This window comes from Ruania halotolerans (assembly GCF_021049285.1).
Lineage (GTDB): Bacteria > Actinomycetota > Actinomycetes > Actinomycetales > Beutenbergiaceae > Ruania > Ruania halotolerans.
The window spans coordinates 3,135,793-3,153,444 of sequence record NZ_CP088017.1; the positions used below are offsets into that span (position 1 = coordinate 3,135,793).

The following is a 17,652-nucleotide window of genomic DNA, read 5'->3' on the forward strand; positions in this document are numbered from 1 at the left end:
CCGATCAGCCGTGTTCGGCGTAGGTGACGCCCAGCAGGAAGCCGCGGGCGCGTTCAGTCTGCGGGTAGCGCTGCAGGAGAGCCCAGAACGCCTCGTCGTGCCCGGGCTCAATGAGATGAGCAAGCTCGTGGAGCAGGACGTAATCGAGTACCCACCCGGGCATTCCCTGGACGCGGTCGGAGATGCGGATCGTGCCGCTCGCTGGAGTGCATGACCCCCAGCGCAGGCCCTGATTGCTGACCCAGGTGACAGCGTGCGGTGTGGCCCGTCCGTCCAGGTATCGCTCGGCAAGGTCCTGAGCACGTGTGGTCAGGACGTCCGCGTCGGGTCGGCGCCGACGTTCGGAGGCGGCCAGACGAGCGAGCATCCGACGCACCCAGCGGTCCTCCTCGGCCCGCGAGAACCGACTCGGAATGGCCACCACCGTGCAGCCGTCCTCGCGAAAGGCGGAAACGGTCTTGCGCCGGCGGGCACTACGCCGGACCACGACGGTCTCCCCGTCCACCTCCCGGGACGCATCCGCGGTGTTCACGCGAATAGCGTGGCACACCTCGGCCCGGTTATCCACAGGTGTACTGCGGCCTCTCCGCATCGGCTGCCTCGGATATGTCAGGCTCGCGCCAAGGAGGCACGCATGCGAGTTCGACCCGGATATGAGGTCTACTGGCGGGAGCCAGGGGTGAGCCAGTTCGGCTTGGACCCCCGGTGCTCGGTGGTGTTCGACGGGTTGAGCGAACGTGCTCAGCGCCTCCTCGAACGCGCCCCTGAGGTCCACGACATCTCGATGCTCCGCGAACGTGGCAACCTGCTGGGGATGACCTCGGCGCAGGTGCGCGAGGTCATCGACCGCATGGAGCGGGCCGGCCTCCTCACGGAGCAGCCCGTCGGTGAGGAAGACGGACCGGATGCGCGCTATTGGAGTCAGGCGGCAGGCGCCGGGCAGGAGCGCCCGGCGGACCGTCGGACGGCCGTGGTCGAAATCCGGGGGATGGACAGCATCGGACTGCGGGTGGCACTGATCGCCGCCCAGGCGGGGGTGGGCACGCTACTGCTGCGAGACGAGACCGCGGTGACCATGTGTGATGTCTCGCCAGGGTTGTTCCGCCCGGGCGACGTGGGCCAACCGCGGGAGCGCGCAGCACTGGCGCTGCTTCGGACAGCCGCGCCGCAGGTGCTGGTGAGCGCACCGGAAGGCAGACACCCCGACCTGGTCGTACTCGTCCAACACGACGTGGTGGATCCGGTGGCCGTCCGTGCCCTGATGCGGGACGACGTGGCGCACCTGAGCGTGCTCACTGGGGGGCTTGCGGTGACGGTCGGGCCAATGGTGCGGCCAGGCTTGGGGGTCTGTACGCGGTGCCTGGACCTGTATCGGTGCGCCGAGGACGAGCGTTGGCCCGCGGTGGCGACCCAAGCGGCAACGCGCGCTGCCCTCCGCTCGCGGGGGACGGAGACCAGCCTTACGTGGTCCGGGGCCGCGCTGGCGGCCCAGCAACTCCTCGCCGCAGTGGACGGCCGGGCAGTCGCGGCCGATGGTGCCACGCTCGAGCTGACGGCATGGGACGCGGTGCCTGCCGTGCGCCACTGGCAGCCGCATCCTTCGTGTGGGTGCACGGTCGCTGCGCTCACGGCCTACGCCGGTTGAGCTGACGGCTCACTCCGATTGATCAGAAGGTCACGCCGCCACTGTGGTGGCCGGGCGCCCGCCTCACGCAGCGGACGTGCTACGCGAGGCGGACGGGGCATAGGGGTCGTTCTTGCGAGGACGTCCACGCCCGCGCTTGCGGGCCACAACCTGGCCGTCGACGAAGACTTCGCCGCCCCAGACTCCCCACGGCTCTTGCCGTTCCAAGGCGCCGGCCAGACACTCCGCCTTGAGCGGGCATGACACGCAGAGTGACTTGGCCCGTTCGATCTCGTCGGTGCGCTCGGCGAACCAGAGGTCTGCTGAGGTGGCGTCCTGGCAGGGAAGGGGTTGGTCGTCAACCGCGGCGAGATCGATCGATGTGGACGGGAAGTTCCAGCTAGTCGCCGACCCTCCGCGGGTGAGTTGGTCGAGAACTGAGGTGTACTGCACGAGATGCTCCTGAGGCATGGTGGGTGATGAGCCGGAGAGGTCCGGTATCACTCGGCGAGGTGTCGCTCGCAAACGAGTAAGGCCGCGGACCCGTGAGGGGGCTCCGCGGCCTGGTCTGCTACAGGAGAGGTGCTCTCAGAGCAGTTCCGGGGCGGAGCCTGGTGCGGAGTTGCCGCCGATGGCGGGGTCACCACCGATGGTGGCTCCCGTGCCGATCTGGCCGGCGGCAGAGCGTGGGCGCACAAAGGTGAACGCACGCAGGTCACTCAGCCGCACGCCGATCGTCGACGCGCTGATCTGGTTCTTCATCTCCACTGCGGTTTCACCTCCTTCGGCTCGGGAACCGTGTCTCGCTGGCTAGGCGACGGCTCGTTGTCTCGGAACGGGATTCAGCCTACGACGCCCACCACGGAGCGCCAAACCTTTTTTCGAAGTTTTTTTGAGGAACTACTCCGCGGCCTCCGGCTGCGCCCCGTCGCCGGCATGATCGCCCCGGACTGTCGCCAGGATTTGCGCCCCGTAGGCCTCGATCTTCGTGGGGCCGATACCCCGCAGGATGGCCAGTTGGCGCATCTGTGAGGGCTGCGCTGCTGCGATGGCCACCAGGGTGCTGTCATGCATCACAGTGAACGCGGGCCGATCGAGCTCTTGGGCGGTGCGGGCACGCCAGGCGCGTAGCCGTTCGAACACCTCCGGGTCGGCATCCCCCTCAGCGATTGCCGAGGCGAGCGCCTCAGCGCGTGCCCCCTTACTGCGCCGACGGCGGGTCGGCTGTTCGTCGGAGGGCCAGATGCCGTCGAGAAATCGGGAGGGTCGGCGAGTGCCGCGCCCGCCGGCGTTGCGCGAGCGGGCAAAGGAGATCTGCAGGTGTTCGCGGGCGCGGGTGATACCCACATACAGCAGGCGCCGTTCTTCTGCGATGGCCTCGTCCGTCTCGGCCATGGAAATAGGCAGCAATCCGTCGCTTGCTCCGACGAGGAATACCGCGTCCCACTCCAGACCTTTGGCAGCGTGCAGCGAGGCGAGCGTGACGCCGTCGACAGTGGGAGCGTGCTGGGCGGCCGACCGCTCCCCCAGCTCGGCCACCAGGTCTGCCAGTGTGGCTTCTCGGGTGCGATACAGATCATCGGCGAGCTGCACGAGGGCGTTCAGCGATTCCCAGCGTTCCCGCACGGCACCTCTGGCGGCGGGCGGCTCTGGCGCCCATCCTGCGCTGCTGAGCACGTCGCGTACGGTCTCGGGCAGCGTGGCCTCACCCTGCGCTCGAACCGCACCGCGGAGCAGCACGATCGCGTCCCGTACCTCCTTACGAGAGAAGAACCGTTCGCCTCCGCGCACGAGATAGCCGATCCCGGCCTTGCTCAGCGCCTGCTCGTAGGATTCCGATTGAGCGTTCGTGCGATAGAGCACGGCGATCTCGCTGGCCGAGATCCCACTGCGGATCAACTCGGCCGCCCGCGCCGCCACCGCACCGGCCTCGGACTCGGCGTCGTCGTGGGCCTCGAACCGGACAGCCGGTCCGGACGGGCGTTGCGCCTGCAACTCCACCGACGCGGCCGACTTGTGACGACCGGCTCGCGCAAGGACGAGGTTGGCCAGGGAGACCACCTGGGGAGTGGACCGGTAATCGCGCACCAGGCGCACCACTCTCGCCTCCGGGTAGCGACGAGGAAACTCGGTCAGATACCTGGCGGTGGCGCCGGTGAAGGAGTAGATGGTCTGAGCGGCGTCCCCCACGACGCACAGATCGTCCCGGCCACCGAGCCACAGCTCAAGCAGGCGATGCTGGAGGGGCGAGACGTCCTGGAACTCGTCCACCACGAAGTGGCGGTACTGCCGGCGCACTGTATCGGCCACGTCCTCGCGTTCGGAGAGGATGCCCACGGTGAGCAGCAGGACGTCCTCGAAGTCGATCACGTTGCGGTCCGTCTTGGCGTCCTCATACACCGAGAGCAGGCGGGCAATCGTGGTGGCGTCGAATCCAGCCACCCCGCTGCGGTCAGATGCGGCGGAGGCCCGGACATAGTCGTCCGGGGTGATCATGGAGACCTTGGCCCACTCCACCTCGGCGGCGAGATCGCGGATGGCGAGCCGGTCCACCGAGAGCCCTAGGCGGCCGGCCGCCTCCCCGATCAGCGGGGCCTTGTGCTCCATGATCCGGGGCACGCCCCCGCCGATCGCACTCGGCCAGAAGTACGACAACTGACGCAGTGCCGCGGCGTGGAAGGTCCGTGCCTGCACGCCGCCGACACCGAGATCGCGCAGCCTGGTTCGCATCTCACCTGCCGCACGTGCGGTGAAGGTGACGGCGAGCACCGTCTGCGGGTTGTATACCCCGGTGTGCACTCCGTGGGCGATCCGGTAGGTCACCGCGCGCGTCTTCCCGGTGCCGGCGCCGGCAAGTACACACACCGGGCCGGTGAGTTGCTCGGCCGCAGCGCGCTGGTCCGGGTCGAGGGCATCGAGGAGCTGTTCAGCAGACATTGATTCGATTGTGACAGCCGGGGCTGACACGGCATTGGTCCGTCCACAGCACAGCTGACCCACACGATGGGAACAGCACGCGCATGCGCGGTGTTGCACGCGGCGTGGCCACGCGCTGGGACGAGTGGCCACCCTAGTCCGACCCTCAGAACTGGAGGTTCCCCGTGAACGCGATCGCACCACCTGGCGCCGGCAGCGTCGTGATGTACAGCACCACCTGGTGCGGGTACTGCCGCCGGCTCAAGGGCCAGCTGGACGGCGCCGGAATCCCGTTCACCGAGGTCAACATCGAAGAGGTCCCGGACGCTGCAGCATTCGTGGAGCAGGTCAATGGCGGCAACCAGACCGTGCCCACGGTGGTATTCCCGGACGGATCCGCGGCGACGAACCCGTCGTTGGCGCAGGTCCGGGAGCGCCTCCTCGCCTGAGTTTTGCGTGCGCAGTTCCTCGCCTGAGTCTTGCGTGCGCAGTTCCTCGCCTGAGTCTTGCGTGCGCAGTTCCTCGCCTGAGTTTTCACGTGAGCAGCTCCTCACCTGAACGGCTCGGCGCCATGGCGGCCTAGGCGTCGAGCGCAGTGCGGACCTCGAGGACCTGTCCGTTCGGTGGGAATCCGGGTTGGGCGGTGCGCTTGGGTTCGCCGGTGGCCCAGCGCGGGTCGGTGTCATCGGGGTGGAGTTCCAGATCCGGCCATTCCATCGGAATGCCCGCCGCGGCTGCCGGATGGGCGCGGTCCATCAGCTGGACGTGAAGGTGCGGCTCGGACGTGTTCCCGGTGTTGCCCACCTGTGCGAGTTCCTGCCCTGCGTGCACGCTCCGGCCGATCTGCACGGTGGCCGATCCACGCCGCAGGTGCGCGTAGGTTCCGTAGGTTCCGTCCTCGTGTCGCACGATCACGTGATTCCCCAAGATCCGGGGGACGCCCGTCAACTCCCGCCAGAACCCCTCCACCGTCATCATGAAGACCAGTAACGGCCAGGTGTTGCGCGCGCCATGGTCACGCTGGGCGTCCCGCACCTGCACGACGGTGCCAGGCGCCATGGCGAAGACGGGCTCGCCAAAGCACGAATAGGACTCCGGTCTGCGGGCCCGCAGCCCCCAGCCGATCGATACCGACGCCGCAGGTGAGGGGTGCAGGAGGTCGACTGCGTACATCTGCCCGTAGGCCTTGACGCCGTGGCTCGGGACGGCCGACCCCGGGCTGTTCAGCGCGACCCATCGTCCGCGCACCGGCGGGGCCAGACGCACCGGCCCGCGATCGCAGGCCGGTGGTCGCACCAGGAAGAGCAGGAACGGCGCGATGATCAGCACCAGGTCCCACGGACGTGGCACGTCAAGCACCACGCAGGTCAGGATCATGAGGACGAACAGTCGCGCCCACCAGGTCTGCCACCTGGCGATCGCACGCCTCATCGCCGAGCTCCCATGATCACCGCGAGGAGCGGAACCACCCGGGCCACCGGCACTTCGTAGCGACCACTGCCGAGCGAACGAAGCCAACCAGCCGAGGTGAGCTGGCGGAGATGGTGATACACCTGCCCACTCGTGCCCACACCATCGGTCTCGGTGAGTTGAGGCACGGTGGTGGCGCCGGCGAGGACCCGCTGTAGCAGGCGCAGTCGGACCGGGTGGCCGAGTGCGCTGAGCATGTCCGCACTCTCGGCCCACTCGCCACCGAGCAGTTCGTCAGTGACCGAGGCCTCCTGCCATTGCGCATCGCGACCATCGGGCAGACGCACACGTCCGGCCAGCAGCACCGCGCCCGGCTCATCGACCCGGGCGCGCAACCCCTCCAGCGCCCAGAAGATCTCAGAGTCGGGAACACTCACGTCCGGAACAGGTTCGGTCATCGCCTGCAACTGAGCCTCGAGTTCGCTCACTCTCCCCTCCAGCGCAGCGAGTCGGTCCCGATCATTCATGGCGACATGCTAGTACGATATTTCGTAATTACGAAATATCGATGGCAGTCGTGTATCAGCCCGCCTCGCGTCAACCAGGTGACGTCGTCTCGCCGTCGGTCAGCGAGGCAATGGCTGCCCGTACCACTCCTCGATCAGGGAACACGCGATGGAGGTGGGTCGCGGCAGCCGGGTCTGGCCAGTGCGCCACTCCTCGGCGATCTGCGCCCTGGTGACGAACCGTGCAGCGGAGACCTCCACGCCGTCGGGAGTGGCCTCATGATCGCGGGTGCGGCCACGAAATCCCAGCATCAAGGACGCAGGAAAGGGCCATGGTTGGCTCGCCGCGTAGGTGACCTCGTCCACCGTCACGGACGTCTCCTCCAGTACCTCACGCCGTACGGCGCTCTCGAGCGACTCCCCCGGTTCCACGAAGCCCGCGGGCACCGAGTACTGCCCCGTCGGCCAATGCACTGCGTGACCAAGCAGCAACCGGTCCTCCTGATCCGTGATGGCCATGATCACCGCCGGATCTGTACGCGGGAAATGCTGCGAACCGTCGTTCAGGCATCGTCGGACCCAGCCCGATTCCGCCACCTCAGTGGCCGAGCCGCAGCGCGGGCAGAAACCGTGCGTGGCGTGCCAGTTCGCCAGCGCCAGGGCCGTTGCTGCGAGCCCTGCTTGTGAGCCAGGCAGCTGCCAGCCGATATCGCGCAACGTGATGAATTGCGGCTCCGTGGCGCCCTGCGGATCGTCCGTGCCACGGGCATCCCACGCCGCATCCTGACCTGAGGCAATCGCAGCAAGGTAGGGAGCGCCCTCGTCCCGGCCCAGGTAGATCCAGAGCGCCTCAGCACGTTCCGGGCCACCGAAACGCAGGTGCGGACCGTCGTCGGGGCTGCCCGGATGAGCTGCCACGCGGCCATCGCGCACCTGCACCACCCGAGTGTGCGGATCGGCGCGCAATTCCTCGATGAGTCCAGGATCGGTGCGGCGCCGGGCGTCCCGATCCACACCAGGTCGCGAGAAGGGCAGAAGATCGGAGTCCACCTCATCAGCCTGACACAGCCCGCCCGCCCCGCTGCGCTCCTGCGCAGATCGATGGACGCGCCGCAGCCATGCACCCCGCGCAGCGCCGCACTGCCATACCGTGGGCATGTGCCTGAGACCACCCGCTCTCCGCTCGCCCTCGCCGCACTCGCGACCGTGGCGATTCCCGGCCTGGATGTGATCGCGACCCGTCCACCACGCAACCCGGGTGCGGATTTCGACGTCGTCGGTGTGCTCGATGCGGCCCGGCGCCGGTGGATCGTACGCGCTCCGCGCCGGGCTGCTGCGGGCGCCTCACTGGAAGCTGAGGTGGCCCTGCTCACTGTGCTCGGCGCCGCCGTCGATGCGGGCCAGTTGCGTTTCGACGTGCCCCGCCCGGCCGGATTCGCGCCGCTGCCTGAGGGGGGCCGCGCCATGGTCTACCCGGAACTGCTCGGCCAGCCGCTCGATGTGGATCAACTGGCGCACGGCCCTGGTCTGGCCGCACAGGTCGGACGCTCGATCGCTTCACTACACGAGATTGACCCCGCCGTACTGACCGATGCCGGACTGCCCGCCTACGACGCCGATTCGTACCGCCGTCGCCGGCTTTCCGAGGTGGATGAGGCGGCCGCCACCGGGTACGTCCCCGCGGCGCTCCTGCGGCGCTGGGAGCACGCTCTGGAGGATGTGGCACTCTGGCGGTTCCGGGCCACCCCGGTGCACGGCGATCTGGCCGCCGAGCACGTGTTGGTGGCCGACGGGGAGGTCACGGCGATCCTGGACTGGTCCGACGCCCGGGTGGCCGATCCTGCCGACGACCTCGCCTGGTTGCTCTCGACGGCGCCCGAGGCCGCTCTGGACTCGATCCTGGAGGCGTACGCCTTGGCTCGCACGGAAAGCGCCGACGAACACCTGGCCGATCGTGCACTGCTGGCCGGTGAGCTCGCTGTGGTTCGTTGGCTCATGCACGGCGTGCGGATCAGAGATGGTCAGGTCGTCGACGAGGCGATCGAGATGCTCAGCCAGTTGGAGAACGATGTGGCGGGAGAGGGCCCGATCGGCCGCGTCGAGCCTGTGGTCACCGACTGGGTGGACGACACCGCTGAGGACCAGGTGGACGAAGAGATCTCAGCGGTGGATGAGGAGTCGCCGGAGCGGGAGGACACCCCGGCCATCGATGAGGGCGCTTCGTCCATCCACGAGGTCGAGGACCCGCGGGTGACGCACGCAGACGACGTCGCGTCCGGCCGATACCACCGGGCGGGCGCATTGACCGGCGACGACGACGAAACAGCCGACCACCCGGAGCTGCTCATCCTCCGGGAGCCCGCAGCAGGCACCTCACCTCGCCGGGGAGACGATGAGACCCCGACGGCGCAACTTCCGCCAGTCACCTGAGAACGGGCCGTGCCGGTCGTGTGACGACGACGCCCAATCACGGCAGAACACGCTCGCTCAGGTCGAGGCGTCCACTGGCACGCCGGCGCCTGCTGCAGCCTCGAGCACCTCCTCGATCTCCGCCTCGGTGATCTCGTCCCCGCTGATGGTGGCGCCGTCGGAAACATAGAAGAACGAGGCTCGCACCTGCGTCATCGGTGTACCGTGCAGCCTCGACCAGGCGATCCGGTAGAGCGCGAGCTGCATCTGCCTGGCGCGAACGGCAGCCGGATCCCGCGGGGGCGAGCCCGTCTTCCAGTCGACAATGTGAATGCCCTGGTCGTCGGCGAAGACGGCATCGATACGGCATCGGATCATCACCCCACGCACGGGAGTCTCGATGTCCGCCTCCACGTCCACGGGCGAGCGTCCGGCCCATTCGCTTGCGAGGAACCTGCGACGTAGTTCCTCAAGCTCGGGATCTGTGCCGCTCAGCTCGTCACCGGAGCCGGGCAGCGAATCCCAGTCGATCAGTGCACGAGAGCCGAAGTGCTGCTCCACCCACGCGTGGAACCGGGTGCCCCGGCGGGCATGCACACTCGGGCGGACGGGCACGGGACGCCGTCGGTTGCGCTGGAAACCAGCCGGGTCCTGAGCGAGCGCCACCACTGCCGAGGCGGACAGGTGCGCCGGCGGCGGCACAGCAGTGTCGCGGGCGGTGTCCCGCTCAGCGAGGAGTAGCGCAGCATCACGCCACCAGGACTGCACATCCTCGGATAGGCCGCTCGACCCAGCCGAATGCGGCACCGCCTCAGGATCGGACGCGCCCTCAGTAGCCGCTGCCTCCGACTCTGCCCACACCTGCCACCAGGACGATCCGACCTCGGGGGTCAACACCGGCCATGTGGCGGTCCGCACCTCTTCGGCCGCCGGGTTGGTCTCGTGCACACTCTGCTGCGGCCAGGTCCCGCCGGTCTGCGCGAGGCCGCCGGCGACGACGTCCTCGAGGAACGGCGAGGGGCGATTCACTGACTGACGCTCGCCCCAGAATGAGCCGGTCAACAGCAACTGGTGCCGCGCCCGGGTGAGCGCCACGTAGGCGAGGCGTCGTTCCTCCAGCACGAGGCGCTGCCCCTCGGCGAGCCGGAACTCCGCGAGCGCCTGGTCGACGTCTTTGTGGGTGGCCGCAGCCGCGAGGTCGAGCTCGGGCAGTGAGGCACGGTCCCCCCGCAACGGGTAGGGCAGGGTGGCAATCCCGCTGAGCCAGCCGCTACCCGTGTACGGCTTGCCCGGGCGTGGCGGTGGTGTGAACGCCGGGAAGTCGCCGACGTTCATGCCGACCACCACGACGGCGTCCCACTCGAGCCCTTTCGCCGCGTGCACGGTCATCACCTGGATGGCCTGCGGGTCCGGTTCGGCCTCGACCACCTCGAGTCCGCGTTCTTCGTCTTCGGCCACGTCGAGATAGGTCAGGAACGCGCCCAGGGTCGGGGCGTCCGCGTCCCGGGAGAAGTCGGTCGCGGCAGCGGTGAACGCGTCGAGGTGGCGGCGTGCGTGTCCGGCCGATCCGGGCACGGCCGCCAGTACCTCGATATCCAGGTCCAGTGCCTGTTCTGTTGCGGTGACGAGTTCGGGAATCCCGAGGTGTGTGAGGGACCGCACGAGCCGGATCTGATCGGCAAGTCGGTTCAGCCGGTCGCGCGCCGGCGTGCTGAGCGTGCGCCCCTCGGGTGTGTGCCACGTCGGCGGTGGCAGCCGGTCGATGGCCTCGACGATGCTCGCCTGCTCCACAGGTTCGAGTACCTCGGCGCGCTCGTCCCGCTCCGCCGAGTCGTCGGCGGCCTGGTCGAGGGAGAAGAGCACATCTGCGGGCGCGGGCGACCCGGACGCAGCCCGCAGATCCGGGGCAGCCGCCGTGCGCCACGACCGCGCCTGGCTGCGCGCCCACTCGGAGAGCACCCGCAGGTCGCTCGCCCCCAGGTTCACGCTGGGGCCCGTGAGCAGACGCATCAGCGCATCGCCGCGAGCAGGGTCATGGGCCACCTGGAGGGCCGAGCGCACGTCGGCGACTTCACCGGTGGCGAGCAGCCCGGCCAGGCCCACCACTTGGCACGGCAACCCGGCAGCCCGGATCGCTCGCTCGATCGTCGGGAACTGTGCCCGCCGCCGGCACAGCACGGCCGCCGATCCCGTGTCCGGGTGCCAGTGCCTGCGTAAGAACGAGGCCACCACCTCCGCCTCGTCGGCCGCCGTCTCGGGATACCGGGCGTGGACAGCCCCCTCAGCTGCACCGGGCCGTGGCCGCAGTGCAACCACACCCTCGGTGCGCAGCGGTTCTGCCACGGCGTTCGCGGCACGCAGGATGGCGAGGTCGTTGCGCCATGCGGTGGAAAGATTCACGGTTCGGGCGGGCCGCTCGTCCTGCGCCCGGAACACATCCGGGAAGGCCAGCAGCGTGCCGGCGGCGGCGCCACGCCACCCGTAGATCGCCTGGTTCGGATCGCCCACGGCGGTCACCGGGTGGCCGCCGTCGAAAAGGGCGCGCAGGAGTTGCACCTGAGCGATCGACGTGTCCTGGTACTCATCCAACAGGACCACCCGGTACCGGGACCGTTCGGCGGCGCCGACGTCAGGCACCTGCTCCGCAACGGTCGCAGCGATGCGCACCTGGTCGCCGAAGTCGACCACGCCGTCGGCGCGTTTGCGCCGAGCAAACTCTGCCACCACCGCCATCACCTGCATCCGGGTACGCAGGGAGACCAGCACATCCCGGGCTGCCTTCAGCGGACCGTTCGCCTTCGCCCCGGGTTCGGCCTCCTTCTCCTCAAGATCGCGCATCAGATCCCTGATCACGGTGGCGGCCTCGGCGGGCGTGCGGCCATGCTCAGAGAGCTCCGCCGCCAAGGCAGCGACGGCGTCGATCACCGTGGTCACTGCCGACGGCGTCTCGATCGTTTCCGCCCAGGTGTTCACCACGGTCTCGGCAAGCTGGTAGCGCCCGGCGTCGCCGATCAGGGTGGCGTCAGGATCGATGCCGATGCGCAGGGCGTGATCGGCCACGATCGCCGCGGCGTAGGAGTTGTAGGTGGCGATGCGGGGGCGGTCGGCCACTGTGTCACCGATGGTGACCCCGGCCCGTTGCAACCTGCGCAGTCGTGCTCGGATCCGCTGGGAGAGCTCAGCCGCCGCCTTCCGGGTGAAGGTGAGGCCGAGGATCTCCCCAGGCGCCACGATGCCGTTGGCCACCAGGTACACCACGCGGGCGGCCATCGTCTCAGTCTTGCCGGAACCGGCACCGGCCACCACGAGCATCGGTTCCAACCCGGACTCGATCACCGCCTCCTGCTCGGGCGTGGGCGCTGGCTGACCCAGCGTCTCGGCGATCCGCGCTGCGGTCCACTCCACGTCGTTTTCACCTGGAACCTCGGTCGGGGCGTGGCTCACGATCGTGCCCCCGGATCTGAGCGACCCACCCGTCCTCCGGCCGGCTGCGCCGGGCACGAGTTCTGCACCGGACAGATCCGGCAGCGCGGGTTCGGTCGCGCCTCGAACACGGCAGCGGCCATCGCGGTCGCGCCCTCGCGCAGTAGCGTCTCGGCCCACTCCGGTTCGGGGTCCTCGGCGAGTGGACGCTGCTCGCGCTGGGTCACTCCCTTGGTCGGCGCGCCCAGGTAGACGAGAGCGGCACCGCCGGAGGTGCCCTCGCCGAACGCACCGTGCTGGACGGCCACCTGGTAGCTGCCGAGCTGTGCGTTCCGCTCGGCATCTGCCTTCGAGACTGCGGACTTCCCGGTCTTGAGATCGACGATCCGCACCCCGGTGCTGGTGTGCTCCACGCGGTCAACGCGGCCACGTAACCGGACCCCGCCAGTGTCCACGTCGAAAGGGATCTCCGCCTCCACCTGCTGCCCGGAGCGTTCGGCGTTGTACTGGGCGAGTTTGCGCACGATCTCCTCACCGCGCTCGCGTTCCCGCCTGCCGACCCACCCGTCGGAGAGGTCCAACTCATGCCAGCGCTGGTCGAGGGCTCGCAGTAGCTCGGCTTCGGTGCCATGAGGATGCTCAGCGGCGATCTCGTGGACCAGGTTGCCCAGACTCTGCGCCGTGGAGTCTCCCGGCGTGCCGCCATGCCGGGTCAACGCCCAGCGTAGCGGGCAGGTGGTGACGTCCTCCAAAGCCGACGGCGAGACCGTCACCACCTCCCCATCGCCCCACAATGGCTTCTCGGTGCTCGGAGTCAGGAACGTCGGCCACTGCGCCGGCGCCGCCCCGTGCACATCGTGAGCAGCCAGGTGGGCGAGTAGCGCGGTCGCCGATCGGGCCCGCGTGGCCGTCGCGGCCCGGCCGCCGTCCGGTTCCCCGGTCAGCAGCGGACGGACTTCGGACCGGAGCCGCCCGACCAGCCCACGCAGATCGAGTGGCGCGGCCACCGGCGTGACCGCGGGTAGTTCGTCCGAGTCCGGGAGCAGCGTCTCCACGAAGATCGAAGGTCGCGCGTCGGTATCCAGCACCGCCGTGACCAGCAGGTCTCGCCGGGCCCGCGAGCACGCGGAGACGAAGGTGCGTAGCTCTCCCTCGTACACGTCGCGCCTGGCCCGCCGGAACGCATCCTGGTCGGCGGCTCCGTCACCGCCGGTCGAGGTGACCACGTGCCTGGCCGTCGCGATGTCGGCGAGTTCAGCCGCACCCAGCAGGGAGTCGCGGATGCGAAGGTCAGGCCACGTATCGTCTTGCACTCCGGCCACCACCACAACGTCCCACTCTCCACCGGCCGCCCCGGCCGGGGTGTGCACGGCCACGGCATCGCCGGTGGCCCCATGCGCGGCGAGGGTGTCCGCTGGGAAGTCCTGCGCGGTGAGGTGCTCGAGGAACTTCGCCGGGGACGCGAAGGTGCTCCGGTCCACGAACTGTTCGGCGGCACGGAACAACGCCATCACAGCGTCCAGGTCGGTGTCTGCCCGGTCCGCGCCCGCCCCGCCGGCAAGCGCCCGGCGCTGCCAGATGCGCGCGAGCCCTGTCGCCTCCCACAATTCCCAGAGCACCGTCTCCACCGTGGCGTCCGCAGTGGCGAGTTCGTCCCGCGCAGCCGCCAGCACGCGCAGCACGGTCCGCACGCTACGCACCACCCGGTCCGGCACGTCCTCGATGCCCGGCGCCGCGGCCCCGTCATGCTCCGCCTCGGCAGCAGAGCCTTCATCGCGCACAGCGGAGGCGAACAATTCGCCGAGCAGGTCCTCGGAGTGCCGCTCACCACCTCTGCGGCGCTCCGCCTGCCGCAGCGCCCGCCGCAGAGCCCGCACCCCCACGGCGTCCATCCCGCCGATGGGTGAGGTGAGCAGTGCCGTCGCATCCAGCGGGGCGACCTCCCCGGTGATGGCGCACTGCAAGGACACCAGCAGCGGCCGCACGGCCGGTTCATCCCGGAGCGGCCGGTCCGGAGCTGCCATCGCCAGCGGCACACCTGCCGTGCGCAGCCCTCGGCGTACGGCACCGACGAGTGAGCCGGACCGCACCACCACCGCCATCTGGGACCACGGCACACCGGCATGCACATGCTGTTCACGCAGGTGCCGGGCGATATAGGCCACCTGCTGGGCGTCGGTGGACAGCAGCACGGCACGCACCCGCCCCTCGCCCGGCTCGGCCTGTGCGCGCCGTCTCCTCGTTTCAGCCATGGTGGGCAGCGAGGCGGCGAGCGCGCTCACCGCCTCGCGAATCGGCTCCCGATGACGCCACACACGGTCGAGCACGTGCTCGGTCGCCCCCCAGGCGCCATCCGGGCCGGTCGGCAACGTGGCGGTGTGCAACAACGCCGGTACGCCCCCGCGGAACTGCTGCACGGCCACGTCCGGATCGCCGAACGCCACCACGTGGGCGCCGTCGCCCGCGAGAGTGTCGAGCAGGCGTGCCGTGGCGAGGGTCGCGTCCTGGTAGTCGTCGTGCATGACCAGCGACCAGCGCGGGCGGGGCACGTCCGGCACGGTCTCCTCCCAGGTGCGCAGCGCAAGCACAGCCTCGTCGACGATCGTGGCCGCGTCATAACGCGCACCCCGGTCCGGTGTCGTCTGACCCAGCGCCATCACCTGGGTGTACTCGGTCAACACGCGCCCGGCGGCACACCACTGCGGGCGGCCGTGTCGTTCACCCCAGGCAGTGAGTCCCTCCCCATCCAATCCGGCCTCGGCTGCTCGCATCAACAGGTCGCGCAACTCGTTCCGAAAGGCACGCAGACCCAACGTCTGGGCACTCACCGACTCCGGCCAATCGATCCGACTGCCCTCGCCTTCGGCGTGCCCGGCGAGGAGTTCGGCGAGCGCCTGGTCCTGCTCCGGCCCGGTCACCAGCGTCGGAGCCGGCTCACCCAGGTGACTGGCGCGCAGCCGCAGGATCGAGAAGGCGAGCGACGCAGGCGTACGGACCAGCACGGAGCCGGTGGTGCGCTGGAGCCGCGCACTCACCTCGTCGCGGACCGCAGCCGCCCGACGGCGAGTGGGCACCAGCAGCACGGCCGCACCGCGGTCCTGACTCACCCATTCGGTGAAGGTGACCAACGCCGTCGTGGTCTTCCCCGACCCGGCTGCGCCGTGCACCACATGGTGCCCGCCCGCCAGGATCGCGACGCGCGCTTCCTCGGCAACGCCGCTCAGGCGGGTGAGGTGTTCGTTGGAGGAAGGCACGGACACGATTCCATCATTACCCGCTGACATTCCCCTACGGCGCAACCCACCCGTTCGGGGTACATCCGTCCAGTGTGATGGTCTGCTGCTGCATCACCGGCGCCTGCGCACCGGGCGCGGGACAGTCCTCGTGCGGGTGGCCGAGCAGGTGCCCCACCTCGTGAGTGACCAGATACTGCCGGTAGGTCTCGATTCCGGCCTTGTCGAGGAAGGCCTCGGTGCTCTGTGCCCAGCGCACGGCATTCAGCACGGCGTGCCCCTCCCGGCCGCAGGAGTACTCCCCCACCGTGGGTAGCGGAGCGCACAGCTCATCGGTGAGGTCAGGGGAGGCGAGCACCACGCGGAAGTCAGCGGCGCCGTCGGTGCGGGAGAATGCCACCGAGCCGTCGTGTCCCCACCCGCGCGGATCGTTGAGTGTGTCCATCACGAACTCGGCGAAGGCCGCCTCGTCCACGGCAAGTCCACGCTCGACCTCGACGCTCACGCTGATCACGTGGTCAGCGCCGTCAGGAGCTCCGGATTCGCCCTGCACCACATACAGGTCTCCCGAAGCCGAGTCCTGCACGTCGCGATCCAGTACACCGGCGCGCTGATCGGCACGCTCGGTCGCGGTCAGCTCCGGCTCCTCGGTCTGCTCAGGCTCGTCGGGCTCGTCGGGCTCGTCGACACTGGTCTGCGCATCGCCGTCGCGATCGCCCGGGTCCGGAGCGTCCGTGCGCATCGGGCCGGCGTCAAGTCCCTCGACCGGAGCAGGATCGCGCCCCTGGCCACGGCTTGTCGCCGGCTCTCGTACCGTCAGCGGCTGCGTGACCTGGTCGGGGTCGGGAATAGCGCCAGGGCTGTGAGCGCTGAACATCCCGGCGAGCAAGACGACCAGGCCCGCAGGCGCGGCAAAGCGCGCCCTCGGTCTCCTGGATTCGCGCGTGCTCATGAGTCCATGGTGCCACCACGAGCAACGTACGATGGCGCCCAGCACCCCAATCACCGGTGGCCTTGACCACCCGCGACATCCGGAGAGACACGTGGAGATCACGATCGGCGTCAAGCACATCAACCGCGAGCTCACCCTGGAGGTGGGCCAGGAAGCCGACGCGGTGGTCGCCGCAGTGACTGAGGCACTGGCCAAATCCGCCGACGGCGACGCCGGCTCAGTCCTGGACCTCACCGATGAGAAGGGGCGCCGCGTGGTGGTGCCGGTGGCGTCCCTCGGGTTCGTCGAGATCGGTGCCCAGACGCCGCGACCGGTGGGCTTCGGCACGCTCTGAACGAGGCTGGACTGGCTCAGGCTGCAAGGCGGCGAGCCAGCCCATCCAGCAGGAGGTCGAGGGTGAACTCGAACTCGGCCTGCGAATCGCACCAGCCGAGCGGGTCCTCGTCATGGTCGTGGAGTTCGGCCGCCACCATCGCCGTCAGGTGCGGGAGGCGTTCGGCCATCGCTGCGAATTCAGCCTCGGCGGCCTCCTCGTCGAGGTTTCCTCCTGCGTCAGCGGGACTGAAGAGCTCCTGAGCGAACCCCAGCGCCATACTGCCCAGACTGTGTAGTCCCTGGTGGGCGAGGTGGTAGGTAAAGCCCCCAGCGATCAGCGTGGCGAGGATCTCCTCGAAATACGGGTAGAGCGGTGCCGGGATCGTCGATCGTGAGCCGATCAACCCGGGTGCCCAGGGATGGCGCACCATGACCGTGCGCGCTGTCAGGCACCGCCGCCGGAGGGCCGCGCGCCAGTGATCGGAGTCCGCACGAGCCGCGTCTGCTGAGGTCGTGCGGCTCGAGCGCCCCGCCTCGATCTCGATCTCGATCTCGCCGACGATGGACTCCACGAGCCCGTCCAGCAGTTCCTCTTTGCCGCGCACGTGGTGGTAGAGCGACATCGCCTCGACATCCAGCTCTGCCGCCACCCGGCGCATCGTCACCGCCGCAAGCCCCTCCGCATCGGCGACGGTCAGCGCTGCGCCCAGGACACGATCACGGCTCAGGGGCTGACGCGCTCTCCTCGCTGCCACTCACCCTCCCCGGATCTCATCTCGCCGATCTCACCTCGCGATCGCCTCTCGCCGGCGGTTGCCGCCGGCATGATGCTGCCGCACCGGGTGCCACCCGACCACGATGACC

The 17,652-nt window shown here is 69.3% G+C and carries 15 protein-coding genes; 4 read left to right on the forward strand and 11 right to left on the reverse strand.

The window, feature by feature from the left end; translation table 11 throughout:
- Nucleotides 1–4: 4 nt before the first annotated feature.
- A complete protein-coding gene (locus LQF10_RS14045; protein ID WP_354002586.1) occupies nucleotides 5–532 on the reverse strand; it encodes a M48 metallopeptidase family protein in 528 nt (175 codons plus the stop codon).
- 102 nt (nucleotides 533–634) lie between these two features.
- Here LQF10_RS14045 and LQF10_RS14050 point away from each other — a divergent pair, with 102 nt between their 5' ends.
- Nucleotides 635–1,645 (forward strand): ThiF family adenylyltransferase, encoded by a 1,011-nt coding sequence (locus LQF10_RS14050; RefSeq protein ID WP_231064457.1) that lies wholly within the window; start codon nucleotides 635–637, stop codon nucleotides 1,643–1,645.
- Nucleotides 1,646–1,708: 63 nt separating this feature from the next.
- On the opposite strand, the gene LQF10_RS14055 is transcribed toward LQF10_RS14050, so the two are convergent.
- The 3 genes from LQF10_RS14055 to LQF10_RS14065 form a co-directional block, all read right to left on the reverse strand.
- Complete coding sequence (locus LQF10_RS14055; protein WP_290371102.1) at nucleotides 1,709–2,077, reverse strand: WhiB family transcriptional regulator; 369 nt, start codon at nucleotides 2,075–2,077, stop codon at nucleotides 1,709–1,711.
- Between the two features lie 135 nt (nucleotides 2,078–2,212).
- The gene (locus tag LQF10_RS14060) at nucleotides 2,213–2,392 is read right to left on the reverse strand and encodes a hypothetical protein (protein ID WP_231064458.1); all 180 of its coding nucleotides are present in this window, start codon (nucleotides 2,390–2,392) and stop codon (nucleotides 2,213–2,215) included.
- Nucleotides 2,393–2,524: 132 nt separating this feature from the next.
- Nucleotides 2,525–4,561 (reverse strand): ATP-dependent helicase, encoded by a 2,037-nt coding sequence (locus LQF10_RS14065; RefSeq protein ID WP_231064459.1) that lies wholly within the window; start codon nucleotides 4,559–4,561, stop codon nucleotides 2,525–2,527.
- Nucleotides 4,562–4,764: 203 nt separating this feature from the next.
- Here LQF10_RS14065 and LQF10_RS14070 point away from each other — a divergent pair, with 203 nt between their 5' ends.
- Complete coding sequence (locus tag LQF10_RS14070) at nucleotides 4,765–4,989, forward strand: mycoredoxin (RefSeq protein WP_231067349.1); 225 nt, start codon at nucleotides 4,765–4,767, stop codon at nucleotides 4,987–4,989.
- 130 nt (nucleotides 4,990–5,119) lie between these two features.
- On the opposite strand, the gene LQF10_RS14075 is transcribed toward LQF10_RS14070, so the two are convergent.
- The 3 genes from LQF10_RS14075 to nudC all read right to left on the reverse strand — a co-directional run bounded on the left by LQF10_RS14075 (nucleotide 5,120) and on the right by nudC (nucleotide 7,506).
- A complete protein-coding gene (locus LQF10_RS14075) occupies nucleotides 5,120–5,971 on the reverse strand; it encodes a M23 family metallopeptidase (RefSeq protein WP_231064460.1) in 852 nt (283 codons plus the stop codon).
- Complete coding sequence (locus tag LQF10_RS14080; RefSeq protein ID WP_231064461.1) at nucleotides 5,968–6,477, reverse strand: ArsR/SmtB family transcription factor; 510 nt, start codon at nucleotides 6,475–6,477, stop codon at nucleotides 5,968–5,970. The genes LQF10_RS14075 and LQF10_RS14080 overlap by 4 nt, the downstream gene beginning before the upstream one ends.
- A 99-nt stretch (nucleotides 6,478–6,576) precedes the next feature.
- Nucleotides 6,577–7,506 (reverse strand): NAD(+) diphosphatase, encoded by a 930-nt coding sequence (nudC, locus tag LQF10_RS14085; RefSeq protein ID WP_231064462.1) that lies wholly within the window; start codon nucleotides 7,504–7,506, stop codon nucleotides 6,577–6,579.
- Nucleotides 7,507–7,614: 108 nt separating this feature from the next.
- Between nudC and LQF10_RS14090 the strand changes: the two genes are divergently transcribed.
- Nucleotides 7,615–8,886 carry a phosphotransferase gene (locus LQF10_RS14090; RefSeq protein WP_231064463.1) on the forward strand — a complete coding sequence of 424 codons (1,272 nt, stop codon included), beginning with the start codon at nucleotides 7,615–7,617 and terminating at the stop codon, nucleotides 8,884–8,886.
- A 57-nt stretch (nucleotides 8,887–8,943) separates the two neighbouring features.
- Here LQF10_RS14090 and LQF10_RS14095 read toward each other — a convergent pair whose 3' ends face one another.
- From LQF10_RS14095 to LQF10_RS14105, 3 genes are read right to left on the reverse strand one after another with little or no spacing between them, the layout of a single operon-like run.
- The gene (locus LQF10_RS14095; RefSeq protein ID WP_231064464.1) at nucleotides 8,944–12,270 is read right to left on the reverse strand and encodes an ATP-dependent helicase; all 3,327 of its coding nucleotides are present in this window, start codon (nucleotides 12,268–12,270) and stop codon (nucleotides 8,944–8,946) included.
- A 35-nt stretch (nucleotides 12,271–12,305) separates the two neighbouring features.
- Nucleotides 12,306–15,548: an ATP-dependent helicase gene (locus LQF10_RS14100; protein ID WP_231064465.1), complete on the reverse strand. Its 3,243-nt coding sequence runs from the start codon at nucleotides 15,546–15,548 to the stop codon at nucleotides 12,306–12,308.
- 28 nt (nucleotides 15,549–15,576) lie between these two features.
- Nucleotides 15,577–16,473, reverse strand: a complete 897-nt coding sequence (locus LQF10_RS14105; RefSeq protein ID WP_231064466.1) for a DUF3152 domain-containing protein — start codon at nucleotides 16,471–16,473, stop codon at nucleotides 15,577–15,579.
- 91 nt (nucleotides 16,474–16,564) lie between these two features.
- On the opposite strand from LQF10_RS14105, the gene LQF10_RS14110 reads away from it, so the two are divergent.
- A complete protein-coding gene (locus tag LQF10_RS14110) occupies nucleotides 16,565–16,807 on the forward strand; it encodes a DUF3107 domain-containing protein (RefSeq protein WP_231064467.1) in 243 nt (80 codons plus the stop codon).
- Between the two features lie 16 nt (nucleotides 16,808–16,823).
- Here LQF10_RS14110 and LQF10_RS14115 read toward each other — a convergent pair whose 3' ends face one another.
- Nucleotides 16,824–17,543, reverse strand: a complete 720-nt coding sequence (locus LQF10_RS14115) for a TetR/AcrR family transcriptional regulator (RefSeq protein ID WP_231064468.1) — start codon at nucleotides 17,541–17,543, stop codon at nucleotides 16,824–16,826.
- Nucleotides 17,544–17,652 lie beyond the last annotated feature (109 nt).

Bases quoted from the DNA above. Each gene is read 5' to 3' on its own strand.
- LQF10_RS14080 (WP_231064461.1), bottom strand. From the start codon at position 6,477: ATGAATGATCGGGACCGACTCGCTGCGCTGGAGGGGAGAGTGAGCGAA.
- LQF10_RS14105 (WP_231064466.1), bottom strand. From the start codon at position 16,473: ATGAGCACGCGCGAATCCAGGAGACCGAGGGCGCGCTTTGCCGCGCCT.
- LQF10_RS14075 (WP_231064460.1), bottom strand. From the start codon at position 5,971: ATGAGGCGTGCGATCGCCAGGTGGCAGACCTGGTGGGCGCGACTGTTC.
- LQF10_RS14070 (WP_231067349.1), top strand. From the start codon at position 4,765: ATGTACAGCACCACCTGGTGCGGGTACTGCCGCCGGCTCAAGGGCCAG.
- LQF10_RS14050 (WP_231064457.1), top strand. From the start codon at position 635: ATGCGAGTTCGACCCGGATATGAGGTCTACTGGCGGGAGCCAGGGGTG.
- LQF10_RS14065 (WP_231064459.1), bottom strand. From the start codon at position 4,561: ATGTCTGCTGAACAGCTCCTCGATGCCCTCGACCCGGACCAGCGCGCT.